Source organism: Rhodococcus sp. NCIMB 12038, from assembly GCF_002165735.1.
GTDB lineage: Bacteria > Actinomycetota > Actinomycetes > Mycobacteriales > Mycobacteriaceae > Rhodococcus_F.
The window spans coordinates 132,068-149,107 of the sequence record NZ_NHML01000005.1 but is presented as its reverse complement, the minus strand read 5'-3'; the positions used below and the strand labels follow the sequence as shown (position 1 = coordinate 149,107).

The window sequence follows — 17,040 nt, the reverse complement described above, 5'->3', positions numbered from 1 at the left end:
GCACCCACGTGACCAGCCCTGTCGGATTGGGTATGCCCGAAGGCCCGGCCGCCGTTCTCGCACCTCGCCGCAAGACTCGCCAACTCCAGGTCGGATCTGTCGGCGTCGGCAGCGACTTCCCGGTATCCGTGCAGTCGATGTGCACCACCAAGACCCACGACGTCAACGCCACACTGCAGCAGATCGCCGAGCTCACGGCGTCCGGTTGCGACATCGTGCGCGTCGCCTGCCCGCGGCAGGAGGACGCCGACGCGCTCGCGACAATCGCGAAGAAGAGCCAGATCCCGGTCATCGCCGATATCCACTTCCAGCCACGGTACATCTTCGCGGCCATCGAAGCGGGCTGCGCGGCCGTCCGCGTGAACCCCGGCAACATCAAGGAGTTCGACGGACGCGTCAAGGAGGTCGCGAAGGCGGCAGGCGACGCAGGCATCCCGATCCGCATCGGCGTCAACGCCGGATCCCTCGACCCGCGGCTGATGCAGAAGTACGGCAAGGCCACGCCGGAGGCGCTCGTCGAGTCCGCGCTGTGGGAGGCGGGACTGTTCGAGGAACACGGGTTCGGCGACATCAAGATCTCGGTGAAGCACAACGACCCGGTGATCATGGTCGAGGCCTACCGGCAGCTGGCGGCGCAGTGCGACTACCCGCTGCACCTGGGGGTGACCGAGGCCGGTCCCGCGTTCCAGGGCACGATCAAATCGGCGGTGGCGTTCGGCGCACTGCTGGCCGACGGCATCGGCGACACCATCCGGGTGTCGCTGTCTGCCCCGCCCGCCGAGGAGATCAAGGTCGGCACGCAGATCCTGCAGTCGCTGAACCTGCGGCCCCGGAAGCTCGAGATCGTGTCCTGCCCGTCGTGCGGGCGCGCCCAGGTCGATGTGTACACGTTGGCCGACGAGGTGACCGCCGGACTCGAGGGCATGGAGATCCCGCTGCGCGTGGCGGTCATGGGTTGTGTCGTCAACGGTCCCGGTGAGGCCCGCGAGGCCGATCTGGGTGTCGCGTCCGGCAACGGCAAGGGGCAGATCTTCGTCAAGGGCAAAGTCATCAAGACGGTGCCGGAAGCGCAGATCGTCGAAACGTTGATCGAGGAAGCGATGCGAATCGCCGAAGAGATGGAAGGCGATGCGACGTCCGGATCTCCCGTGGTGACGGTCAGCTGACCCGGCGCCCGCAGCGGGCAATGAAACGTCTCCCGTTTCCGGCGAGTTCGTGGCAATCTGGTGGGCAGGTCCACTAGCTGACAAGGTTGGGTAGATGCTCAAGCTCCTCGGTGCCAAACAGTTGAGCAGTCGGGACGCAGCACACGTGCTCCGCGTTCTCGACGCCGATCCTGTCGCCGCCTGCATGGTTGCCGCTCGCGTAGAAGAGGGCGGTATCGATCCCCGGATGATCCACGGAGAGTTGTGGAGTCGGGGCGGGCCGCTCGAATCGTTGTGCTTCTCCGGTGCGAATTTCGTGCCGCTGCGCGGCAGCATCGACGACATGCGGGCGTTCGCCGACCGCGCCTGTCGCACGCCGCGTATGTGCTCGTCGCTGGTCGGGCGGGCCGAGTTGACGTTGCCGTTGTGGGAGATGCTCGAGCTGGATTGGGGGCCTGCCCGCGAGGTCCGGGCCGATCAGCCGCTGCTGGCGCTGGCGAGTACCCCGCAGTGCCGCCCGGATCCGTTGGTCCGGCAGGTGCGGATGCACGAACTCGAGCAGTATCTGCCTGCCGCGGTCGCGATGTTCATCGAGGAGGTCGGCATCGACCCCCGCGCCAACGACGGCGGTCGAGGGTACCGGCGCCGCGTCGCCAATCTCATCGCCGCCGGTCGCGCGTGGGCGAGATTCGAGGACGATCAGGTGGTGTTCAAGGCCGAGGTCGGTTCGGTGTCCGCGCGGGTCGGGCAGATCCAGGGAGTCTGGGTGCACCCGATGTACCGCGGACACGGGTTCGGTGCGGCAGGCACCGCGACGGTCGCGGAGGCCGTCATCGCGGAGGGCCGCATCGCCAGTCTCTACGTCAACAGCTTCAACACGGCGGCCCGCAGCGCGTACGCACGCATCGGCTTCAGGCAGGTCGCGACGTTCGCCACAATTCTCCTGGACTGACGCGCTGGCCCGCCTACCGTGTCGGCAGCGTCCGCCGACATAGCATGGGCGGCGATGAACCTGCGGCCACACTCTCGCTCCCGCGTCGTCCAGTCGATCGCCCTCTGCGGCGCCGCTGTGCTGACGGTGGGTCTCGTCGCGTGCACACCGAGACCGGACGGTCCGGAACCGGCCGCGCAGGCGTTTCTGACGGCGTTCGCCGAGCAGGATTCGGAGCAGGCCGCCGACCTGTCGGATCGCCCGGACGCCGCCCGCCCCGCCCTCGAGTCCGCGTGGACGTCGCTGCAGGCCGAATCGCTCGACGCCCGGACGACGGACGTCGACGTCAGCGGGGACACGGCGACCGTCGGGTACACCTACGAATGGCACCTGCCGAAGAACCGGGTCTGGACGTATTCGGGTGAACTGCAGATGGGGCGGCGCGGCGGCGACTGGGCCGTGCGGTGGAGTTCCACCAACGTCCATCCCCGGCTGGGGGACCGGCAGACGATGTCGCTGCGGTCCACCGCCGCCCCTCGGGCTCGGGTCAACGAGCACTCCGGTTCGGACGTCCTCGTCCCCGGCGTGGTGTACCGGGTGAAGTTCGATGCGGCGCAGTCGGGCAACGTGATCGGCAGTGCCCAGTCGCTCGCGTCGGCGCTCGTCACGTTCGACAACACGCTCACCGCGCAGTCGATCGCCGAGTCGGCGACGGCGGTCAAGGGCGACTACCTCGTCACCCGATTGCGGTCGGACGACTACGAACAGGTCGCCGGTGTGCTCGGCGCCATTCCCGGAGTGAGCGTGTCGGACGAGGCGGACCTCGTGGCCACCGACCGGAACTTCGCACCGGATCTGGTCGGTCAGGTGAAGAAGACCGTAATCGACGAGGTCGACGGCAAGGCAGGCTGGAGCGTGGTGACGGTCAACCAGAACGGGGTGGACACCGACGTGCTCACCGAGACGGCGCCGCAGACCTCCCCGTCGTTTTCGATCAGCCTGGACCGTCCCATCCAGATCGCCGCGCAGAACGCCGTCAATGCCCGCACCGACCAGACCATGATGGTCGTCATCCAGCCGTCGACCGGCGACGTGCTGGCCGTCGCGCAGAACAAGGCGGCGGACAAGGACGGACCGGTTGCGCTGACCGGCCTGTATCCGCCCGGTTCGACGTTCAAGATCATCACCGCGGGCGCCGCGATCTCCTCGGGCATCGCGACACCCGACACGATGGTGCCGTGCCCCGGGCGCATCGAGATCGGTGAACGCAGCGTCCCCAACTACAACGAATTCGCGCTCGGCACCGTGCCCATGGCGACGGCGTTCGCTCGTTCGTGCAACACGTCGTTCGCAAAACTCGCCAGCGAGATGCGGCCCGACGCGCTGACGGTCGCGGCGTCGCAGTACGGAATCGGGCCCGACTACGAAGTGGTCGGCCTGCCCACCGACTCGGGTTCGGTGCCGCCGGCCGACGACCTGGTGCAGCGAACCGAGGACGGGTTCGGGCAGGGCAAGGTGGTGGTCAGTCCGTTCGGAATGGCGTTGGCCGCGGCGACCATCGCACACGGTACGACGCCCGTGCCGCGGCTGATCGCGGGGCGGGAAACCAAGATCGACGGGGAGCATCCGCCGATCAGCCCGGAGATGGTCGACGGGCTGCGCGGCATGATGCGCCTCGTGGTGACGAGCGGTACCGCCGAGCGGATCGAAGATCAGGGCGAGGTGTACGGCAAGACCGGTGAGGCCGAGGTCGAGGGCGGCTCGCACGCCTGGTTCGTCGGATACCGCGGCGACCTGGCGTTCGCGACGCTGGTGGTGCGCGGCGGCAGTTCCGACAACGCCGTCGCCGTCACCCGCGACATGTTCGCCGCCCTGCCCGAGGGGTACTGACCCCGCCGCTGTCCACCGATCGGGGGACAGCGGAATTCATCCTGTTCGAGGGCTGATCGGCGGACAGACGTCACCGTCGGCGCCGTCCATAGTTGGTTGCAGACGAAGAACCCGCACAGCCGGGATCGAAAAGCCAACGTGGACAGGAAGTCGGACCATGACCATCAGTGCAGAAGTGAATTGCGTGGAGACAGCGAACCGCACCCGGCGGGTGCTGTTCGTCGGGCGTCCCGGCGCCGGCACCGAGCTGACGCGGTGGGTTGCGTTGCGGCAGTGGGCTTCCGACCGCGGAATCGAATCGATCACCGAATGTGAGGGCGAGGTCGTCTGCGCGATCGCGACCGAGGACGTTCTGGACGGACTCTGTTCACCATCCGATGCGATGGCGATGCAGCTGGCGCGGGCTCGAGGGGTGCCCTGCGTCGGCGTTCGCGACGCACACGTGCTCGAGGACGCGATCTGACATGGCCTTCGAGATCATCGAGCGCGGCGAAACCCTGGTGGCCGGGCTGCCCGTGCGCAGCCCCAAGCGGGCGCTGGGAAAGCTGAGCGACCCTCGTCTCGACCGCGCCTGGACGAGGGTGCTCCACCACGAGGTCGGCGGGCCGCTCGCGTCCACCTACATCGACTTCGCGCCCGACGTCGAGTCGTATTACACCCAGATCGTCGGGTACGAATGCGCGACGGTGGACGACGCCACGCGGGGTCACGTCATTTCACGGATCCCGCCCGGCACTTACGCGAAGTTCACCTCGCGGGGCATGTTCCCGGACGTGATGCTGCGGTTGTGGGCGCAGGTCAGCGAGGCGGAGGCGCACGGCGACATCGAGCGGACGTACACCGGCGACCTCGAGGCGTATCCGCACGCCTACGCCGTCGACCTGTACATCCCGATCCGCGTGGACGAGTCCGCCGGACCGTCGAAGGCAACAGGTGAGATGCGATGATCGAGATCGTCAAGAGGCAGGCCGAATCGTTTGTGGGCCTGACCATTCCCGAAGGAAGACCCGGACGTCCCGGGCCGGGCCGGGAACTCGTCGACTTCACGGTGGAGCGGATCAGGGATCGGGGGATCTCCGAGATCTTCGTCGTGTACGCGGCATCCCCGCCGCCGCGCACGTTCACGGTCGTCGTCGGATACCCGTGCGATTCGACCGACAAGATGGAGCCCGGCGACGTCCTGGTCGGCGTACGGTCCGGCTACTTCGCCCGATTCCGGTGCGAGGACGAATCGGAACCGGACGCGCTGGCCGAGACGTGGAGCGTCGCCGACTACGCGGCGGCGCGCGGCCGGATCGAACGCGCTTTCACCGAGGATCTGGAGGTGCATCACCCGGACGGGTCGGTCGAACTGTTCCTCTCGCTGTACTGAGCGGCGGACGGGCGGGTCACTCGTGCTCGGCCAGTTTCTCGGGGTCGATCTCGGGCCCGCCCTTGCCGAGCCGCTTGTTCACGACGACGGTCCCGGCCCACAGCACGACACCGATTCCGAGGAGGATGCCCGCGATCTGGTACTGCACGGCGGGGCGGTCGGCGAAGGGAGTGACGAGGAAGCCGCACGTGAGGGCGCCGATGATCGGCAGGATGGTCGGTACCCGGAAATGCTTGTGCTCCACCGGTTGCCTGCGCAGGACGAGCACGGTGATGTTGACGATGGTGAACACGCCCAGCAGCAGCAGCGCTGTCGTGCCGCCCAGTTCGGGGACCTCACCGACGAACGTGATGAGGCCGAACGCGAGCAGCGTCGTGAAGACGATCGCGACGTACGGGGTGCGCCTGGTGGAGTGCACGCGGCCGAGCGGGGGCGGTAGGACGCCCTCCCGGCTCATGCCGTACAGCAACCGGCTCGCCATCAGCATGTTGATCAGCGCCGTGTTGGCGACGGCGAACATGGTGATGAACGCGAAGATCCCGATCGGGAAGGCGGGCGCGCCGGCCTCAACGACCTTCAGCAGCGGAGTGTCGCCCTCGCCGAGTTCGCTCACCGGCACCAGCGCGATCGCCGTGATCGACACGAACACGTAGATGCAGCCGGTGATGATGAGACCGGTCAGCAGAACCTTCGGGAAGATGCGGCTCGGTTCCTTGCATTCCTCCGCCATGTTGACCGAGTCCTCGAACCCGACCATCGCGAAGAAGGCGAGTGCGGTCCCGGCGACGACCGCGCCGAGTGCCGATCGGTCGCCGGTGTCGAACGTGGTGACCCGCGAGAAGTCGCCGTCGCCGACGCCGAGGGCCCACAGCCCTATCATGATGATGATCAGGAGTCCGGACAGTTCGACGCAGGTGAGTACGACGTTGGTCTTGACGCTCTCGCTGACGCCGCGGAAGTTGACGAGACCCACCAGCGTCATGAAGCCGATACCGAGCATGGTGATGCCGATTCCGGTGGAGAAGTCGAGATGGAACGCCTCGACGAAGTTGGCCGCGAACGCTCGCGACGCCGTCGAGGCGGACGTGATTCCCGAGCACATCACGGCGAAAGCAACCATGTACGTGAGGAAATGCACACCGAACGCCTTGTGCGTGTAGAGCGCGGCGCCTGCGGCCTTCGGGTACTTCGTGACCAACTCCAGGTAGCTGAACGCCGTGATGATCGCGACGAGGAACGCCACCAGGAACGGCAGCCACACCGCGCCCCCGACCTGATTGGCCACCTTGCCGGTGAGCGCGTAGATGCCGGTGCCGAGGATGTCGCCGACGATGAACAACAGGAGCAGCCCCGGGCCCATGACCCGTTTGAGGCTCGGCTGTTCGGGTGAATTCGAACCAGGTGCGTTCGAATTCGTGGCGTCCGTTGTCGATCCCATGATCCACCGCCTTTCGCTACCGCCTGCGCCCCTCGTTCGAGGAGACGCGTTCGCTAGGGGAGCAGCCCGAGCCTGCGCGCGGTGACCACCGCCTCGTGCCGCGATCGTGCGTCGAGTTTGCTCATGGCGCTGCGCAGATAACTCTTCACCGTCTCGGGCCCGACCGAGAGTCGCTGTGCTGCTTCACTGTTGGTGCAACCCAGGGCGACGTGGGACAGGACGTCGATCTCGCGCGGCGTGAGGTGGACGCCGGGGTCCTCGTCGGCGCCACCGGCGTCCGGGCGCAGGATCCCGGCCAGTCGCTGCGACAGCCCGCGGAGTCGGGCCTGCAGCGAGGTGTCGGTGACGGTCTGCGCGACACTCCGCAGTTCCGCGTGGATGTCCCGGAGTTCCTCGGTGTTGGCGCCGCCTGCACCGTTGCCCTCGAGCGTCTTCATCATCTCGAGGCGGCGGTCGACCTCGTCCCGGATGGCGATTTCGGTACCGAGGCGCCGCGACGCCGCGACGACGATGTCCGCGGTGCGGTCGCCGATCGGCGCGCAATCGCGGATGGCGGCGTACAGCACCGCGCGCGAACTGCCCTGCACCATGACGGGCACCGCCAGGATGGACCGGAGTCCCTCGCTGAGGACGGGCCGGTCGTAGTGGTGCGTGATGGTCGAGGCTCTGCCGTAGTCGTGGACCGACGCGGGTGAGCGCTGGACGACCACGCGACCGCCCAGTCCGGAACGCGCGGGGATGGCAAGCCCCTTGAGGTTGTTCGTGCGGGTGCCGACGAACTCGCTCAGGTGGAGGGTGTCGTCCTGGACCTCGCCGCCGAACAGGACCGGCGCAACGCCGTGGGCTGCGATGGCGCGCAGCTCACCACGCAGTGCGTCCCCGTCCCGAGGGCGCAGCAGCGACGGTGCTCGAGCAACCAAGTCGTCACCCCTTTCCGGGGGTAGTCACAGCGGTCTGTGAGCTAGATCATAACCGTAGTGGGTTCGGGTGACGGCCCGACCTCTTTACCTGGCCATGAGAACATGAGGAGTACCGCATGACCACCGATCCCGCCGCACGCGTGCGTGAACTGCTGGACCAGTACGACACGCCGACGGCGTCCGCCGCGGAACTGCTGTGTGATCGACACCCCGCCGACGACGTGGCGTTCACCGTCGTCGAATCCGACCTGTCGTCGACGGACCTCACCTACGGCTACCTGCGCGAGCAGTCGTCGCGGTTCGCCGCAGCACTCGCGGACCTCGGGGTGGAGCCGGGGGATCACGTCGCGACGCTGATGGGCAAGTCGGCGGACCTGGTGGTCGCGCTGCTCGGGATCTGGCGCCGGGGCGCCGTCCACGTCCCCCTGTTCACCGCGTTCGCGCCGCCGGCGATCGCGTTCCGGCTCGGTGCCAGCGGCGCGAAGGTCGTCGTCTCCGACGCCAATCAGGTCGAGAAGCTGGCCCCCGGGGAGGACATTCCCGCGGATGCGTCGTGGCAGGTCGTCGTCGTGGGTGGCGGCTCCGGCGCGCTCGACTTCGCGACGCTCGTGGACTCGCACGACGCCACGGACGCGAAGGGTGCGGCCGTCACGGTCGGGGGAGCGGGACCCCTCGTACAGTTGTTCACCAGCGGCACGACCGGAACCCCGAAGGGCGTGCCGGTGCCCCTGCGCGCACTCGCGTCGTTCCACGCCTACCAGGAGTTCGGCCTCGACGTCCGCAAGGACGACGTGTTCTGGAACGCCGCCGACCCCGGGTGGGCGTACGGCCTCTATTACGCGCTGCTCGGGCCGCTCGCCGCAGGCACCCGCAGCATTCTGCTGCACGCCGGATTCTCCGCACCCCTCACGTGGCAGGTGATGGAGCGGTTCGGCGTCACCAACTTCGCCGCCGCACCGACCGTCTACCGCAGCCTGCGCGCCGACCCCACGCCGATTCCCGAGACGGTAACGCTGCGGCGCGCGTCGTCGGCGGGTGAACCCCTCACCCCCGACGTGATCTCGTGGGCCGAGGCCAACCTGAACGTGTTCGTCCGCGACCACTACGGCCAGACCGAACACGGCATGTTCATCGCCAACGCCTGGGCCGACGGGCTGCAGGACGAGGTGCGCGAGGGGTCCATGGGCAAGCCGCTGCCGGGGTGGGCGTGCGCCGTCCTCGCGGACGATTCCGACGCCGTCGCCCCGCCGCGCACCCCGGGGCGGGTCGCCATCGATACCCACAACAGCCCGCTGATGTGGTTCACCGGCTACGTCGACGCTCCGGAGAAGACGGCGCAGCGGTTCACCGCCGACGGTCGCTGGTACCTCACCGGCGACGCCGGCCAGACCGACGAGGACGGCTTCTACTTCTTCTCCGCCCGCGACGACGACGTGATCATCATGGCCGGCTACCGGATCGGGCCCTTCGACGTCGAGAGCGTGCTCGTCATGCACGACCACGTCGTCGAGGCGGCGGTCGTCGGGATGCCCGACGAACTGCGCGGTGAGGTCCTCGAGGCGTTCGTCGTCCTGCGCGACGGCGTCGACGGGTCCGGCGAACTCGAGGTCGAATTGCAGACCCTGGTGAAGAAGAAGTTCGCCGCGCACGCCTACCCGCGCACCGTGCACTTCGTCCCGAGCCTGCCGAAGACCCCCAGCGGCAAGGTCCAGCGGTACCTGCTCCGCCAGAAGTAGGCGGCTCCGCCGCTCGTGCGCCTTTCCGGTAGCTCCCGCTAGGCGAATTCATGCGGTCGTTGCACCATCGAATAATTCGTTGAGCTTCTCGGCTGGAGTATGCCAGTCGTGGGTTTTGCGGGGACGGTCGTTGAGTTCGTCGGCGACGAACCGTAGGTGCTCGGCGGAATGCACGGACAGGTCGGTGCCCTTGGGGAAGTACTGGCGCAGCAGCCCGTTGGTGTTCTCGTTCGTGCCCCGTTGCCACGGGGAGTGCGGATCGCAGAAGTAGATCTGCACCCCCGTGTCGACGGTGAACTGGGCGTGTTGGGTCATCTCGGTGCCCTGATCCCAGGTGACCGACCGCGCCAACGCCTCCGGCAGCTCCCCGATCTGCGCGGCCATCGCCTCCCGCACGTTCTGGGCGGAATGCCCGCCGGGCAGATGCAGCAGCATCACGAACCGGGAGCTGCGCTCGACCAGGGTGCCGATCGCCGACCGGTTGCCCTCGCCCATGATCAGATCGCCCTCCCAGTGCCCGGGGACCTTCCGGTCCTCGGCCTCGGANGGGCGCTCGGACACATTGACCATGTTCGGGATCCGGCCGCGCCGCTCGCCGGGTTTGCGGTGGCCCTTACGCAACGCCCGCCCGGTCCGGAGTGCGCTGGTCAGCTCACGTTTGAGGCCGCCGCGGGCCTGAATGTAGAGCGAGAGGTAGATCGTCTCGTGGGACACACGCATCTCCGGGTCGTTCGGGAACCTGCGCACCAGGGTCCGGGAGATCTGCTCGGGTGAGAACTTCTTCGTCAGCTGTTTCTCCACGAACGCCCGCAGCCGGTCGTGGACGGCGAGCTTCGCCGGTTTCGGGCGCCGGGACCTCGCCTGCGCGGCCCGGTGTGCGGTGGAGGCGACGTAGTAGCCGCGCCGGTTGGTGCCCCGCTCGATCTCCCGGCTGATCGTGGTGCGATGCCGCCCCAACGCCGCCGCGATCGCGGTGATGCTGCACCGGTCGCGGACCATCACGTCGATCTGTTCGCGATCCTCGAGGGACAGGAACCGGGCGGATCGGGGTGGACTCCGGCGGGGACGAACCCCACCGGAGTCGATGATCCACCGGCGCGCGGTGGACGCGGTCACCTCCGCGGCGCACGCCGCTTCCACGACCGTGGCACCCTGCGTACGACACTGCCAGAACATCAACCGCGACTGCTCCGACGCCGGCGGACGACCGATCATCACCATCTGCAACACCCTCCATCATCAGGGATGTTGCAACGACCGGTTGAACCCGCCCAACCAGAAAGGCGCACGGGCGCGAAGCGCCTTCTCCGTGTAACCAGTTGTTCACCGACACGCCCGCCGCTCGGTCAGCCGATCGGCGTGTTTGGCAGTACCGTCGGGGGTAACAGGCAGCGGGGAAGTTGCTTGTACGGGAGGTCCTGATCGTGGCTGACACACTCAGTGCGAGGGGGCCGGCGCCCGGCCCTCGTGTGGTGACACACCAGGGACGGACCGGTCCAGCGAACCGAGTTTGCGTGGGTGCCGCGCAGACCTAGGAGCCAACGTGACTGCTTCACGCTCCGTCTCAGCCCGCGCCGGACAGTCGTCCGTCGCCCCCAGGAAATCTTCGGATTCTGCACTTCGTACGTTCGTACTCGATACCTCCGTACTGCTGTCCGACCCCTGGGCCGTCACCAGGTTCGCCGAGCACCGCGTGGTGCTTCCCCTCGTCGTGATCAGCGAGCTCGAAGGGAAGCGGCATCACCACGAGTTGGGATGGTTCGCAAGAGAATCGCTGCGTATGCTCGACGACCTTCGTCTCGAGTACGGTCGACTCGACCAGCCCGTGCCGATCGGCACGGACGGCGGCACCCTGCAGGTCGAGCTGAATCACACCGACCCGTCGCTTCTGCCGGTCGGATTCCGCACGGACAGCAACGATTCGAGGATCCTGGCCTGCGCGTTGAACCTCGAGGCCGAGGGCGGTGACGTCGTCCTGGTCAGCAAGGACATCCCGCTGCGGGTGAAGGCCGGTGCGGTGGGTCTTCCCGCCGACGAGTACCACGCCCACGACGTCGTTCCGTCGGGTTGGACGGGTATGACCGAGTTGGATGTGGCGTCCTCGTCGATCGACGAACTGTTCTCCGAAGGCGTCGTCGACGTGGAGGAGGCCCGGGAGCTTCCGTGCCACACGGGTATTCGGCTGCTGGGTGGTTCGTCGAGTGCGCTGGGCCGGGTTAACGCCGACAAGCGGGTGCAGCTGGTGCGGGGGGAGCGGGAGGCGTTCGGCCTGCACGGTCGTTCGGCCGAGCAGCGGATCGCCCTCGACATCCTGCTCGACGACAGTGTGGGCATCGTGTCGCTGGGCGGCAAGGCGGGCACCGGCAAGTCGGCGCTGGCGTTGACGGCGGGACTGGAGGCGGTGCTGGAGCGTCGTACTCAGCGGAAAGTCGTTGTCTTCCGGCCGCTCTACGCGGTCGGCGGCCAGGAACTCGGCTACCTGCCGGGCAGTGAGAGCGAGAAGATGGGTCCGTGGGCCCAGGCGGTCTTCGACACTCTCGACGGACTGGCCAGCACCGAGGTGATGGACGAGGTGATCAGCCGCGGCATGCTGGAAGTGCTGCCGCTCACGCATATTCGCGGGCGGTCACTGCACGATTCGTTCGTGATCGTGGACGAGGCGCAGTCGCTGGAACGCAACGTGCTGCTCACGGTGCTGTCCCGGCTGGGCACCGGGTCCCGGGTGATCCTCACTCACGACGTCGCACAGCGCGACAATCTGAGGGTCGGACGTCACGACGGTGTGGCCGCGGTGATCGAAAAGCTCAAGGGGCATCCGCTGTTCGCGCACATCACGTTGACGCGCAGTGAGCGTTCGCCGATTGCGGCGCTGGTGACGGAGATGCTGGAGGAGTTCGGGCCGACGCCGTAGGCGCCTGCCCCGCAGTGTGATCCGCCCGATGTCACCTCGGTCCGAATCAACCGAGGTGACATCGGGCGGACACGTCAGAACGCGCGCACGATGCCTTTGAGTGTGCCCCAGAGGAAGTCCCGGTTGCTGAAGTAGTCGCGCCAGACGGCGATCTTGCCGTCCCTCATCTCGAACGTGCCGCACACCCAGAATTCGCTGCGCAGCCGCTTGTAGATCAGGACGTCGGTGCGTTCGGTCAGCACGGCTGTTCCGTCGTCGGCGATGTGGTGCACGCGCACGTCGAATCCGAAACCGGGACGGCTCATTCCGCGGAAGATCCGCATGACGGCGCCGATGCCGCGGATCTTCGGCAGCGACACGTTGTGCCACACGATGTCGTCGTGGAGATACTGCTGCGCGGCGTCCGGGTCGCCGGCGACGAGGGCGTCCAGGAAGGCCCGGACCACCTGGATATTCGCCGTCTCCGTGCGATCGGTTCCCGTCGGTGCATGCGAGTTGGTGCTCATGATCTTCTCCCCGTCGATTGTGTCGGCTCAGCGGACGAATGTCCCGTTGCCTTCCGTGTCGTAGTACTCGAGTGTGACGTCGTTGCCGGCGAACGTGGCCTTGGAAATGGTCCCGGGCGGAGCGTTCTCCCCGCTGAGCGTGAAAGTGAAGGTGTCGCCGTCCCAGTGTGTCAGGGGGTACGTCTGCCCGGCGGGCCCGAGCCCGAGCGTCAGCGCGCCGTTGCTCTCGGTGACGACGGCGGGGCCCCAGTACGCGTTGTTGTAGGTGCCTGCGTAGGTCGGCAGCGGCTGCGCTGGTGCCGCGTTCGCGGGGGCCGTCTGGCCGACGAGGCTGCCCTCGGGGTCGGACATCGGCGAGATGGCCTGCCGGTACAGCGATCTCCAGTCCTCGCGGATCTCCCCGAACTGGACGAGGTCGGCGAACTCGGCGGTCAGGGTTTCGGGAATTCCGACGGGCGAGCCGTTGGTGAGGGCGACGATCGCGACGTCGGCGGACGGTATCGCGACGAAGTTCGTCGCCACCCCGAGCTGGAATCCGCCGGAGTGGCTGAGGGAGACCCGGCCGGCCGGGGTGGTCGAGACGTTGAACCCGTAGCCGTACGATCCCGGGCGGCTGTCCATCGAACGCGGTGGGCTGGACACGATCTGAGGACTGACGGCCGGTTGCAGCGCCTCGGGGGAGACGATCTCCTTGCCCTCGATCGTTCCGTCGGCCAGCAGCATTGCCAGCCATTTGCCCATGTCGTTGACGGACGAGCTCACCCCGCCTGCGGGTGACTGCGCGTCGGGGTTGCGTACCGCGTCGGCGACGTACTTGCCGTCGACGAGTTGGTGCGCGACGGCGCGGTCGCTGCGGGCCTCGTAGTCGGCGAACCGCGAACTCGTGGAGGACATCCCCAGCGGACCGTAGATCGCCTGCTCGGAGAGCGTCGCCCAATCCGTCCCCGATGCCGCCGCGACGGCCTCGGCCGCCGCGGTGAGGCCGAAGTTGGTGTACTCGTATGTGATCCGGAACGGGTTCAGCGGGTCGAGCCGGAGTTTGTCGAGCACCTGCTGCTGGTTGTACCCCAGGTCCTCGAGGTGGTCGCCGGCATGATCGGGCAGTCCCGACCGGTGCGAGTACAGATCGCCCACCGTGACGTGCTCGGTGACCCACGGGTCGGCGAGGGCGAAACCGGGGAGCTTGGACACCACGGGGGTGTCCCAGCCGATGACGCCGGCATCGACCTGACGGGCCACGACCGTCGACCCCACCGGTTTCGACATCGACGCCAGCTGGAACACGGTGTCGGCGTCCACCTTCTGATCGGTGCCCGCCTCACGCACCCCGAATCCCTTCGCGTAGACCGTTTGCCCGCCGTGAACGACGGCGACCGCCATGCCCGGCAGTCCGGAGCTCTCCATCAACTCGTTCGCCAGGTCGTCGAGGCGGCCCACGGCATCGTCGACCTGGCCGTCGGGAATGTCGACGCCCGCGACGGCGGCCGGGTTGGGCGGCCCGGAGGATTCCGAGGTGGGGTTCGCGCCGGACGAGTCGGCGGACCCGGCGTCGTCCGTGTCGGAGCCGCACCCGGCCACGAGTGACCCGCCGAGGGCGAGCGCCGAGAGAAGTATCGTCAGGTTCCGAAGTCTGCGCATTGGTGATCCTCTGCTCGGGCCCGGGGCAGCTGTGAACTGACAGCCTAGCGATTGCAAGCCCATGACCTGGCTGTTTTCGTCACAACGCCGGTGTTGTTCACGTCGAATCCACCGGTCGTCGACCCGGCTCCGGGGCGCGGACGCTACGGTGTGCGGATGCCGATTGAAAAAAACGACTCGCAGCTGCTCAGTGAGCTGGCCCCGGTGGTGGACGAAAACCTCACGCGCCACATCGCCGAGGCGGACGGCTGGCAGCCGCACGATCTGGTTCCCTGGGACCAGGGCAAGAACTTCGCGTTCATGGGTGGAACGGATTGGTCGGCAGATCAGTCGACCCTGAGCGACGTCGAGGCGCTCGCGCTGACGGTGGGCGTGCTGGTGGCCGACAACGTGCCCGCATACCACCGTGAGATCGCCAAGCACCTGGCCCTGGTGGGCCCGTGGTGGCGCTGGGTCGGCCGCTGGACCGCGGAGGAGAACCGGCACTCCATCGTGCTCCGCAACTACCTGATGGTGACGCGTGCCGTCGATCCCGTCGCCCTCGAGCGCGCCCGGATGGACGAGATGGTCCGCGGGTACGCGATGCCGCCGATGCATCTGATCGAGATGCTCGCGAACTCCGCGTTCGAGGAGAAGGCCGCCGCCGTGCGTCACCACAACACGGCCGCACTCGGTGAGGACCCGCTGGTGGCCGTGATCGCCGAGCGGCTCGCTGCGGACGACGAATTGCAGTCGCTGTTCTACCGGAACGTCGTCGAGGCCGCGTTCGAGCTGGTGCCCGACCAGACGATGCGTGCCATCGCCTCGCGGATCGCCGCGTTCGACGTGCCGAGCGTGGCGCTGCCCGGCGGAACCGACAGCACCGCGGTGCTCGCGGAGGCCGGCATCTACGACCCCGCCCAGCAGGGGGAGAAGGTGTTCGCCCCGCTGCTCCGCTCGTGGAACATCGCCGGACGCACCGACCTCGGCACCGAGGGCGAGAAGGCCCGCGACGAACTGTCCGCGCTGCTGTAGGACTTCGACGCGAGAGGGCCCGCACTCGAACCGAGTGCGGGCCCTCTCACGTCGGCAGGGTCAGTCCTTCACCTTCGCCATCGCCAGCACGTCGAGACGCTTGTCGAGTTCTTCCTCGGTCAGCTTGTCGCCGATCAGCCCGCGGTCGACGACGGTCTCGCGGATGGTCTTCTTCTCCTTCAGCGCCTGTTTGGCGACGGCCGCGGCCTCCTCGTACCCGATCGCGGAGTTCAGCGGCGTCACGATGGACGGCGACGACTCCGCGAGCGTCTTGAGGTGTTCGACGTTCGCGACGAGCCCCACCACGCACCGGTCGGCGAACAGTCGCGACACGTTGGCCAGCAACGTCAGCGATTCGAGCAGGTTGCGCGCCATCATGGGGATGTACACGTTGAGTTCGAACGCGCCCGCCGCACCGCCCCACGCGACCGCCGCGTCGTTACCGACCACCTGCGCGGCGACCTGGGTGGCGGCTTCCGGGAGCACCGGATTGACCTTGCCGGGCATGATCGAACTGCCGGGCTGGAGGTCGGGGAGACGGATCTCGCCGAGACCGGTGAGCGGACCCGACCCCATCCAGCGGATGTCGTTGGCGATCTTGGTCAGGGACACCGCGATCGTGCGCAGCGCGCCGGACGCCTCCACCAGACCGTCACGGGCCGCCTGCGCCTCGAAGCTGTTCTTCGCCGGGGTCAGGGCGTCGACACCCGTCGCCTTGACCAGTTCGGCGACGACCTTCGGGCCGAATCCGTCGGGGGCGTTGAGTCCCGTCCCGACCGCGGTGCCGCCGATGGGCAGCTCACCGAGCCGCGGAAGGCAGGCCACCACCCGCTCCATCCCCGCCTCCATCTGACGGGCGTACCCGCCGAACTCCTGACCGAGGGTCACCGGCACGGCGTCCATGAGGTGGGTGCGGCCCGACTTCACGACGGTCTTCCACTCGGTGGACTTGTCGAGCAGGGCCAGGCGTAGGTGGTCGAGCGCGGGGAGCAGATCCTTCACCGCAGACTCGGTGGCCGCGACGTGCGTCGCGGTGGGGAAGGTGTCGTTGGACGACTGCGACATGTTGACGTCGTCGTTGGGGTGAACGACCACACCGTTCGCCGCGGCGATCGACGCGATCACCTCGTTGGCGTTCATGTTGGAACTCGTGCCCGAACCGGTCTGGAAGACGTCGATAGGGAACTGGTCGTCGTGCTTGCCCTCGGCGATCTCACCCGCCGCGGCGATGATGGCGTCCGCCTTCTCGGCGTCGAGGAGGCCGAGATCCTTGTTGACCTGCGCACAGGCCGCCTTCAGCAGACCCATCGCGCGTATCTGGGTGCGCTCGAGACCTCGACCGCTGATCGGGAAGTTCTCGACGGCGCGCTGAGTTTGCGCGCGCCACAGCGCATCCACGGGCACCCGCACCTCGCCCATGGTGTCGTGTTCGATCCGGTACTGCTGCTCGTTGCTCTCGGTCATGCGTCAAACATGCCACTTTCGAGCGCGTCGTGGGGGTGCTCCCGTGCGCCTTTCCGGTTGCCGCAGCTACCGGAA

General features: G+C 67.7%; 15 protein-coding genes. 9 read left to right on the top strand and 6 right to left on the bottom strand.

All coding sequences use genetic code 11. From position 1 onward, the window contains the following. Positions 1–8: 8 nt before the first annotated feature. From ispG to CA951_RS08955, 6 genes are all read left to right on the top strand, one after another. Positions 9–1,166 (top strand): flavodoxin-dependent (E)-4-hydroxy-3-methylbut-2-enyl-diphosphate synthase, encoded by a 1,158-nt coding sequence (gene ispG / locus CA951_RS08980; RefSeq protein ID WP_072937829.1) that lies wholly within the window; start codon positions 9–11, stop codon positions 1,164–1,166. A gap of 94 nt (positions 1,167–1,260) precedes the next feature. After that, positions 1,261–2,097, top strand: coding sequence for a GNAT family N-acetyltransferase (locus tag CA951_RS08975; protein WP_087556520.1), 837 nt, complete (start codon positions 1,261–1,263; stop codon positions 2,095–2,097). 54 nt (positions 2,098–2,151) lie between these two features. Then, on the top strand, positions 2,152–3,966 hold the full coding sequence (locus CA951_RS08970) for a penicillin-binding transpeptidase domain-containing protein (protein ID WP_179220154.1): 1,815 nt from the start codon (positions 2,152–2,154) through the stop codon (positions 3,964–3,966). Positions 3,967–4,123: 157 nt separating this feature from the next. After that, the gene (locus CA951_RS08965; RefSeq protein ID WP_087556519.1) at positions 4,124–4,429 is read left to right on the top strand and encodes a hypothetical protein; all 306 of its coding nucleotides are present in this window, start codon (positions 4,124–4,126) and stop codon (positions 4,427–4,429) included. 1 nt (position 4,430) lies between these two features. Continuing rightward, positions 4,431–4,913 carry a GyrI-like domain-containing protein gene (locus CA951_RS08960; protein ID WP_087556518.1) on the top strand — a complete coding sequence of 161 codons (483 nt, stop codon included), beginning with the start codon at positions 4,431–4,433 and terminating at the stop codon, positions 4,911–4,913. After that, positions 4,910–5,338: a hypothetical protein gene (locus CA951_RS08955; protein ID WP_087556517.1), complete on the top strand. Its 429-nt coding sequence runs from the start codon at positions 4,910–4,912 to the stop codon at positions 5,336–5,338. Before CA951_RS08960 ends, CA951_RS08955 begins: the two co-directional genes overlap by 4 nt. A 16-nt stretch (positions 5,339–5,354) precedes the next feature. Here CA951_RS08955 and CA951_RS08950 read toward each other — a convergent pair whose 3' ends face one another. Beyond that, positions 5,355–6,776, bottom strand: coding sequence for an APC family permease (locus CA951_RS08950; protein ID WP_087556516.1), 1,422 nt, complete (start codon positions 6,774–6,776; stop codon positions 5,355–5,357). A gap of 53 nt (positions 6,777–6,829) precedes the next feature. Continuing rightward, positions 6,830–7,696 (bottom strand): LuxR C-terminal-related transcriptional regulator, encoded by an 867-nt coding sequence (locus tag CA951_RS08945; protein ID WP_087556515.1) that lies wholly within the window; start codon positions 7,694–7,696, stop codon positions 6,830–6,832. Between the two features lie 116 nt (positions 7,697–7,812). On the opposite strand from CA951_RS08945, the gene CA951_RS08940 reads away from it, so the two are divergent. Then, a complete protein-coding gene (locus CA951_RS08940) occupies positions 7,813–9,432 on the top strand; it encodes an AMP-binding protein (protein WP_087556514.1) in 1,620 nt (539 codons plus the stop codon). Between the two features lie 48 nt (positions 9,433–9,480). Here the strand turns inward: CA951_RS08940 and CA951_RS08935 are convergent, their stop codons facing one another. Continuing rightward, positions 9,481–10,653: an IS30 family transposase gene (locus tag CA951_RS08935; protein ID WP_087555699.1), complete on the bottom strand. Its 1,173-nt coding sequence runs from the start codon at positions 10,651–10,653 to the stop codon at positions 9,481–9,483. A gap of 322 nt (positions 10,654–10,975) precedes the next feature. Between CA951_RS08935 and CA951_RS08930 the strand changes: the two genes are divergently transcribed. Continuing rightward, positions 10,976–12,343 (top strand): PhoH family protein, encoded by a 1,368-nt coding sequence (locus tag CA951_RS08930; protein ID WP_087556513.1) that lies wholly within the window; start codon positions 10,976–10,978, stop codon positions 12,341–12,343. Positions 12,344–12,417: 74 nt separating this feature from the next. On the opposite strand, the gene CA951_RS08925 is transcribed toward CA951_RS08930, so the two are convergent. Continuing rightward, on the bottom strand, positions 12,418–12,849 hold the full coding sequence (locus CA951_RS08925) for a limonene-1,2-epoxide hydrolase family protein (protein WP_087556512.1): 432 nt from the start codon (positions 12,847–12,849) through the stop codon (positions 12,418–12,420). Positions 12,850–12,876: 27 nt separating this feature from the next. Then, positions 12,877–14,487 carry a serine hydrolase gene (locus CA951_RS08920; protein WP_087556511.1) on the bottom strand — a complete coding sequence of 537 codons (1,611 nt, stop codon included), beginning with the start codon at positions 14,485–14,487 and terminating at the stop codon, positions 12,877–12,879. A gap of 156 nt (positions 14,488–14,643) precedes the next feature. On the opposite strand from CA951_RS08920, the gene CA951_RS08915 reads away from it, so the two are divergent. Then, on the top strand, positions 14,644–15,501 hold the full coding sequence (locus CA951_RS08915) for an acyl-ACP desaturase (RefSeq protein WP_087556755.1): 858 nt from the start codon (positions 14,644–14,646) through the stop codon (positions 15,499–15,501). Positions 15,502–15,561: 60 nt separating this feature from the next. Here CA951_RS08915 and CA951_RS08910 read toward each other — a convergent pair whose 3' ends face one another. After that, the gene (locus CA951_RS08910; RefSeq protein ID WP_087556510.1) at positions 15,562–16,965 is read right to left on the bottom strand and encodes a class II fumarate hydratase; all 1,404 of its coding nucleotides are present in this window, start codon (positions 16,963–16,965) and stop codon (positions 15,562–15,564) included. Between the last annotated feature and the right edge of the window lie 75 nt (positions 16,966–17,040).

Excerpts from the sequence above, each read along its gene's own strand:
- CA951_RS08950 (WP_087556516.1), bottom strand. The coding sequence starts at position 6,776 with ATGGGATCGACAACGGACGCCACGAATTCGAACGCACCTGGTTCGAAT.
- CA951_RS08975 (WP_087556520.1), top strand. The coding sequence starts at position 1,261 with ATGCTCAAGCTCCTCGGTGCCAAACAGTTGAGCAGTCGGGACGCAGCA.
- CA951_RS08910 (WP_087556510.1), bottom strand. The coding sequence starts at position 16,965 with ATGACCGAGAGCAACGAGCAGCAGTACCGGATCGAACACGACACCATG.
- CA951_RS08925 (WP_087556512.1), bottom strand. The coding sequence starts at position 12,849 with ATGAGCACCAACTCGCATGCACCGACGGGAACCGATCGCACGGAGACG.
- CA951_RS08960 (WP_087556518.1), top strand. The coding sequence starts at position 4,431 with ATGGCCTTCGAGATCATCGAGCGCGGCGAAACCCTGGTGGCCGGGCTG.
- CA951_RS08970 (WP_179220154.1), top strand. The coding sequence starts at position 2,152 with ATGAACCTGCGGCCACACTCTCGCTCCCGCGTCGTCCAGTCGATCGCC.
- CA951_RS08965 (WP_087556519.1), top strand. The coding sequence starts at position 4,124 with ATGACCATCAGTGCAGAAGTGAATTGCGTGGAGACAGCGAACCGCACC.
- CA951_RS08940 (WP_087556514.1), top strand. The coding sequence starts at position 7,813 with ATGACCACCGATCCCGCCGCACGCGTGCGTGAACTGCTGGACCAGTAC.
- CA951_RS08955 (WP_087556517.1), top strand. The coding sequence starts at position 4,910 with ATGATCGAGATCGTCAAGAGGCAGGCCGAATCGTTTGTGGGCCTGACC.
- CA951_RS08920 (WP_087556511.1), bottom strand. The coding sequence starts at position 14,487 with ATGCGCAGACTTCGGAACCTGACGATACTTCTCTCGGCGCTCGCCCTC.
- CA951_RS08915 (WP_087556755.1), top strand. The coding sequence starts at position 14,644 with ATGCCGATTGAAAAAAACGACTCGCAGCTGCTCAGTGAGCTGGCCCCG.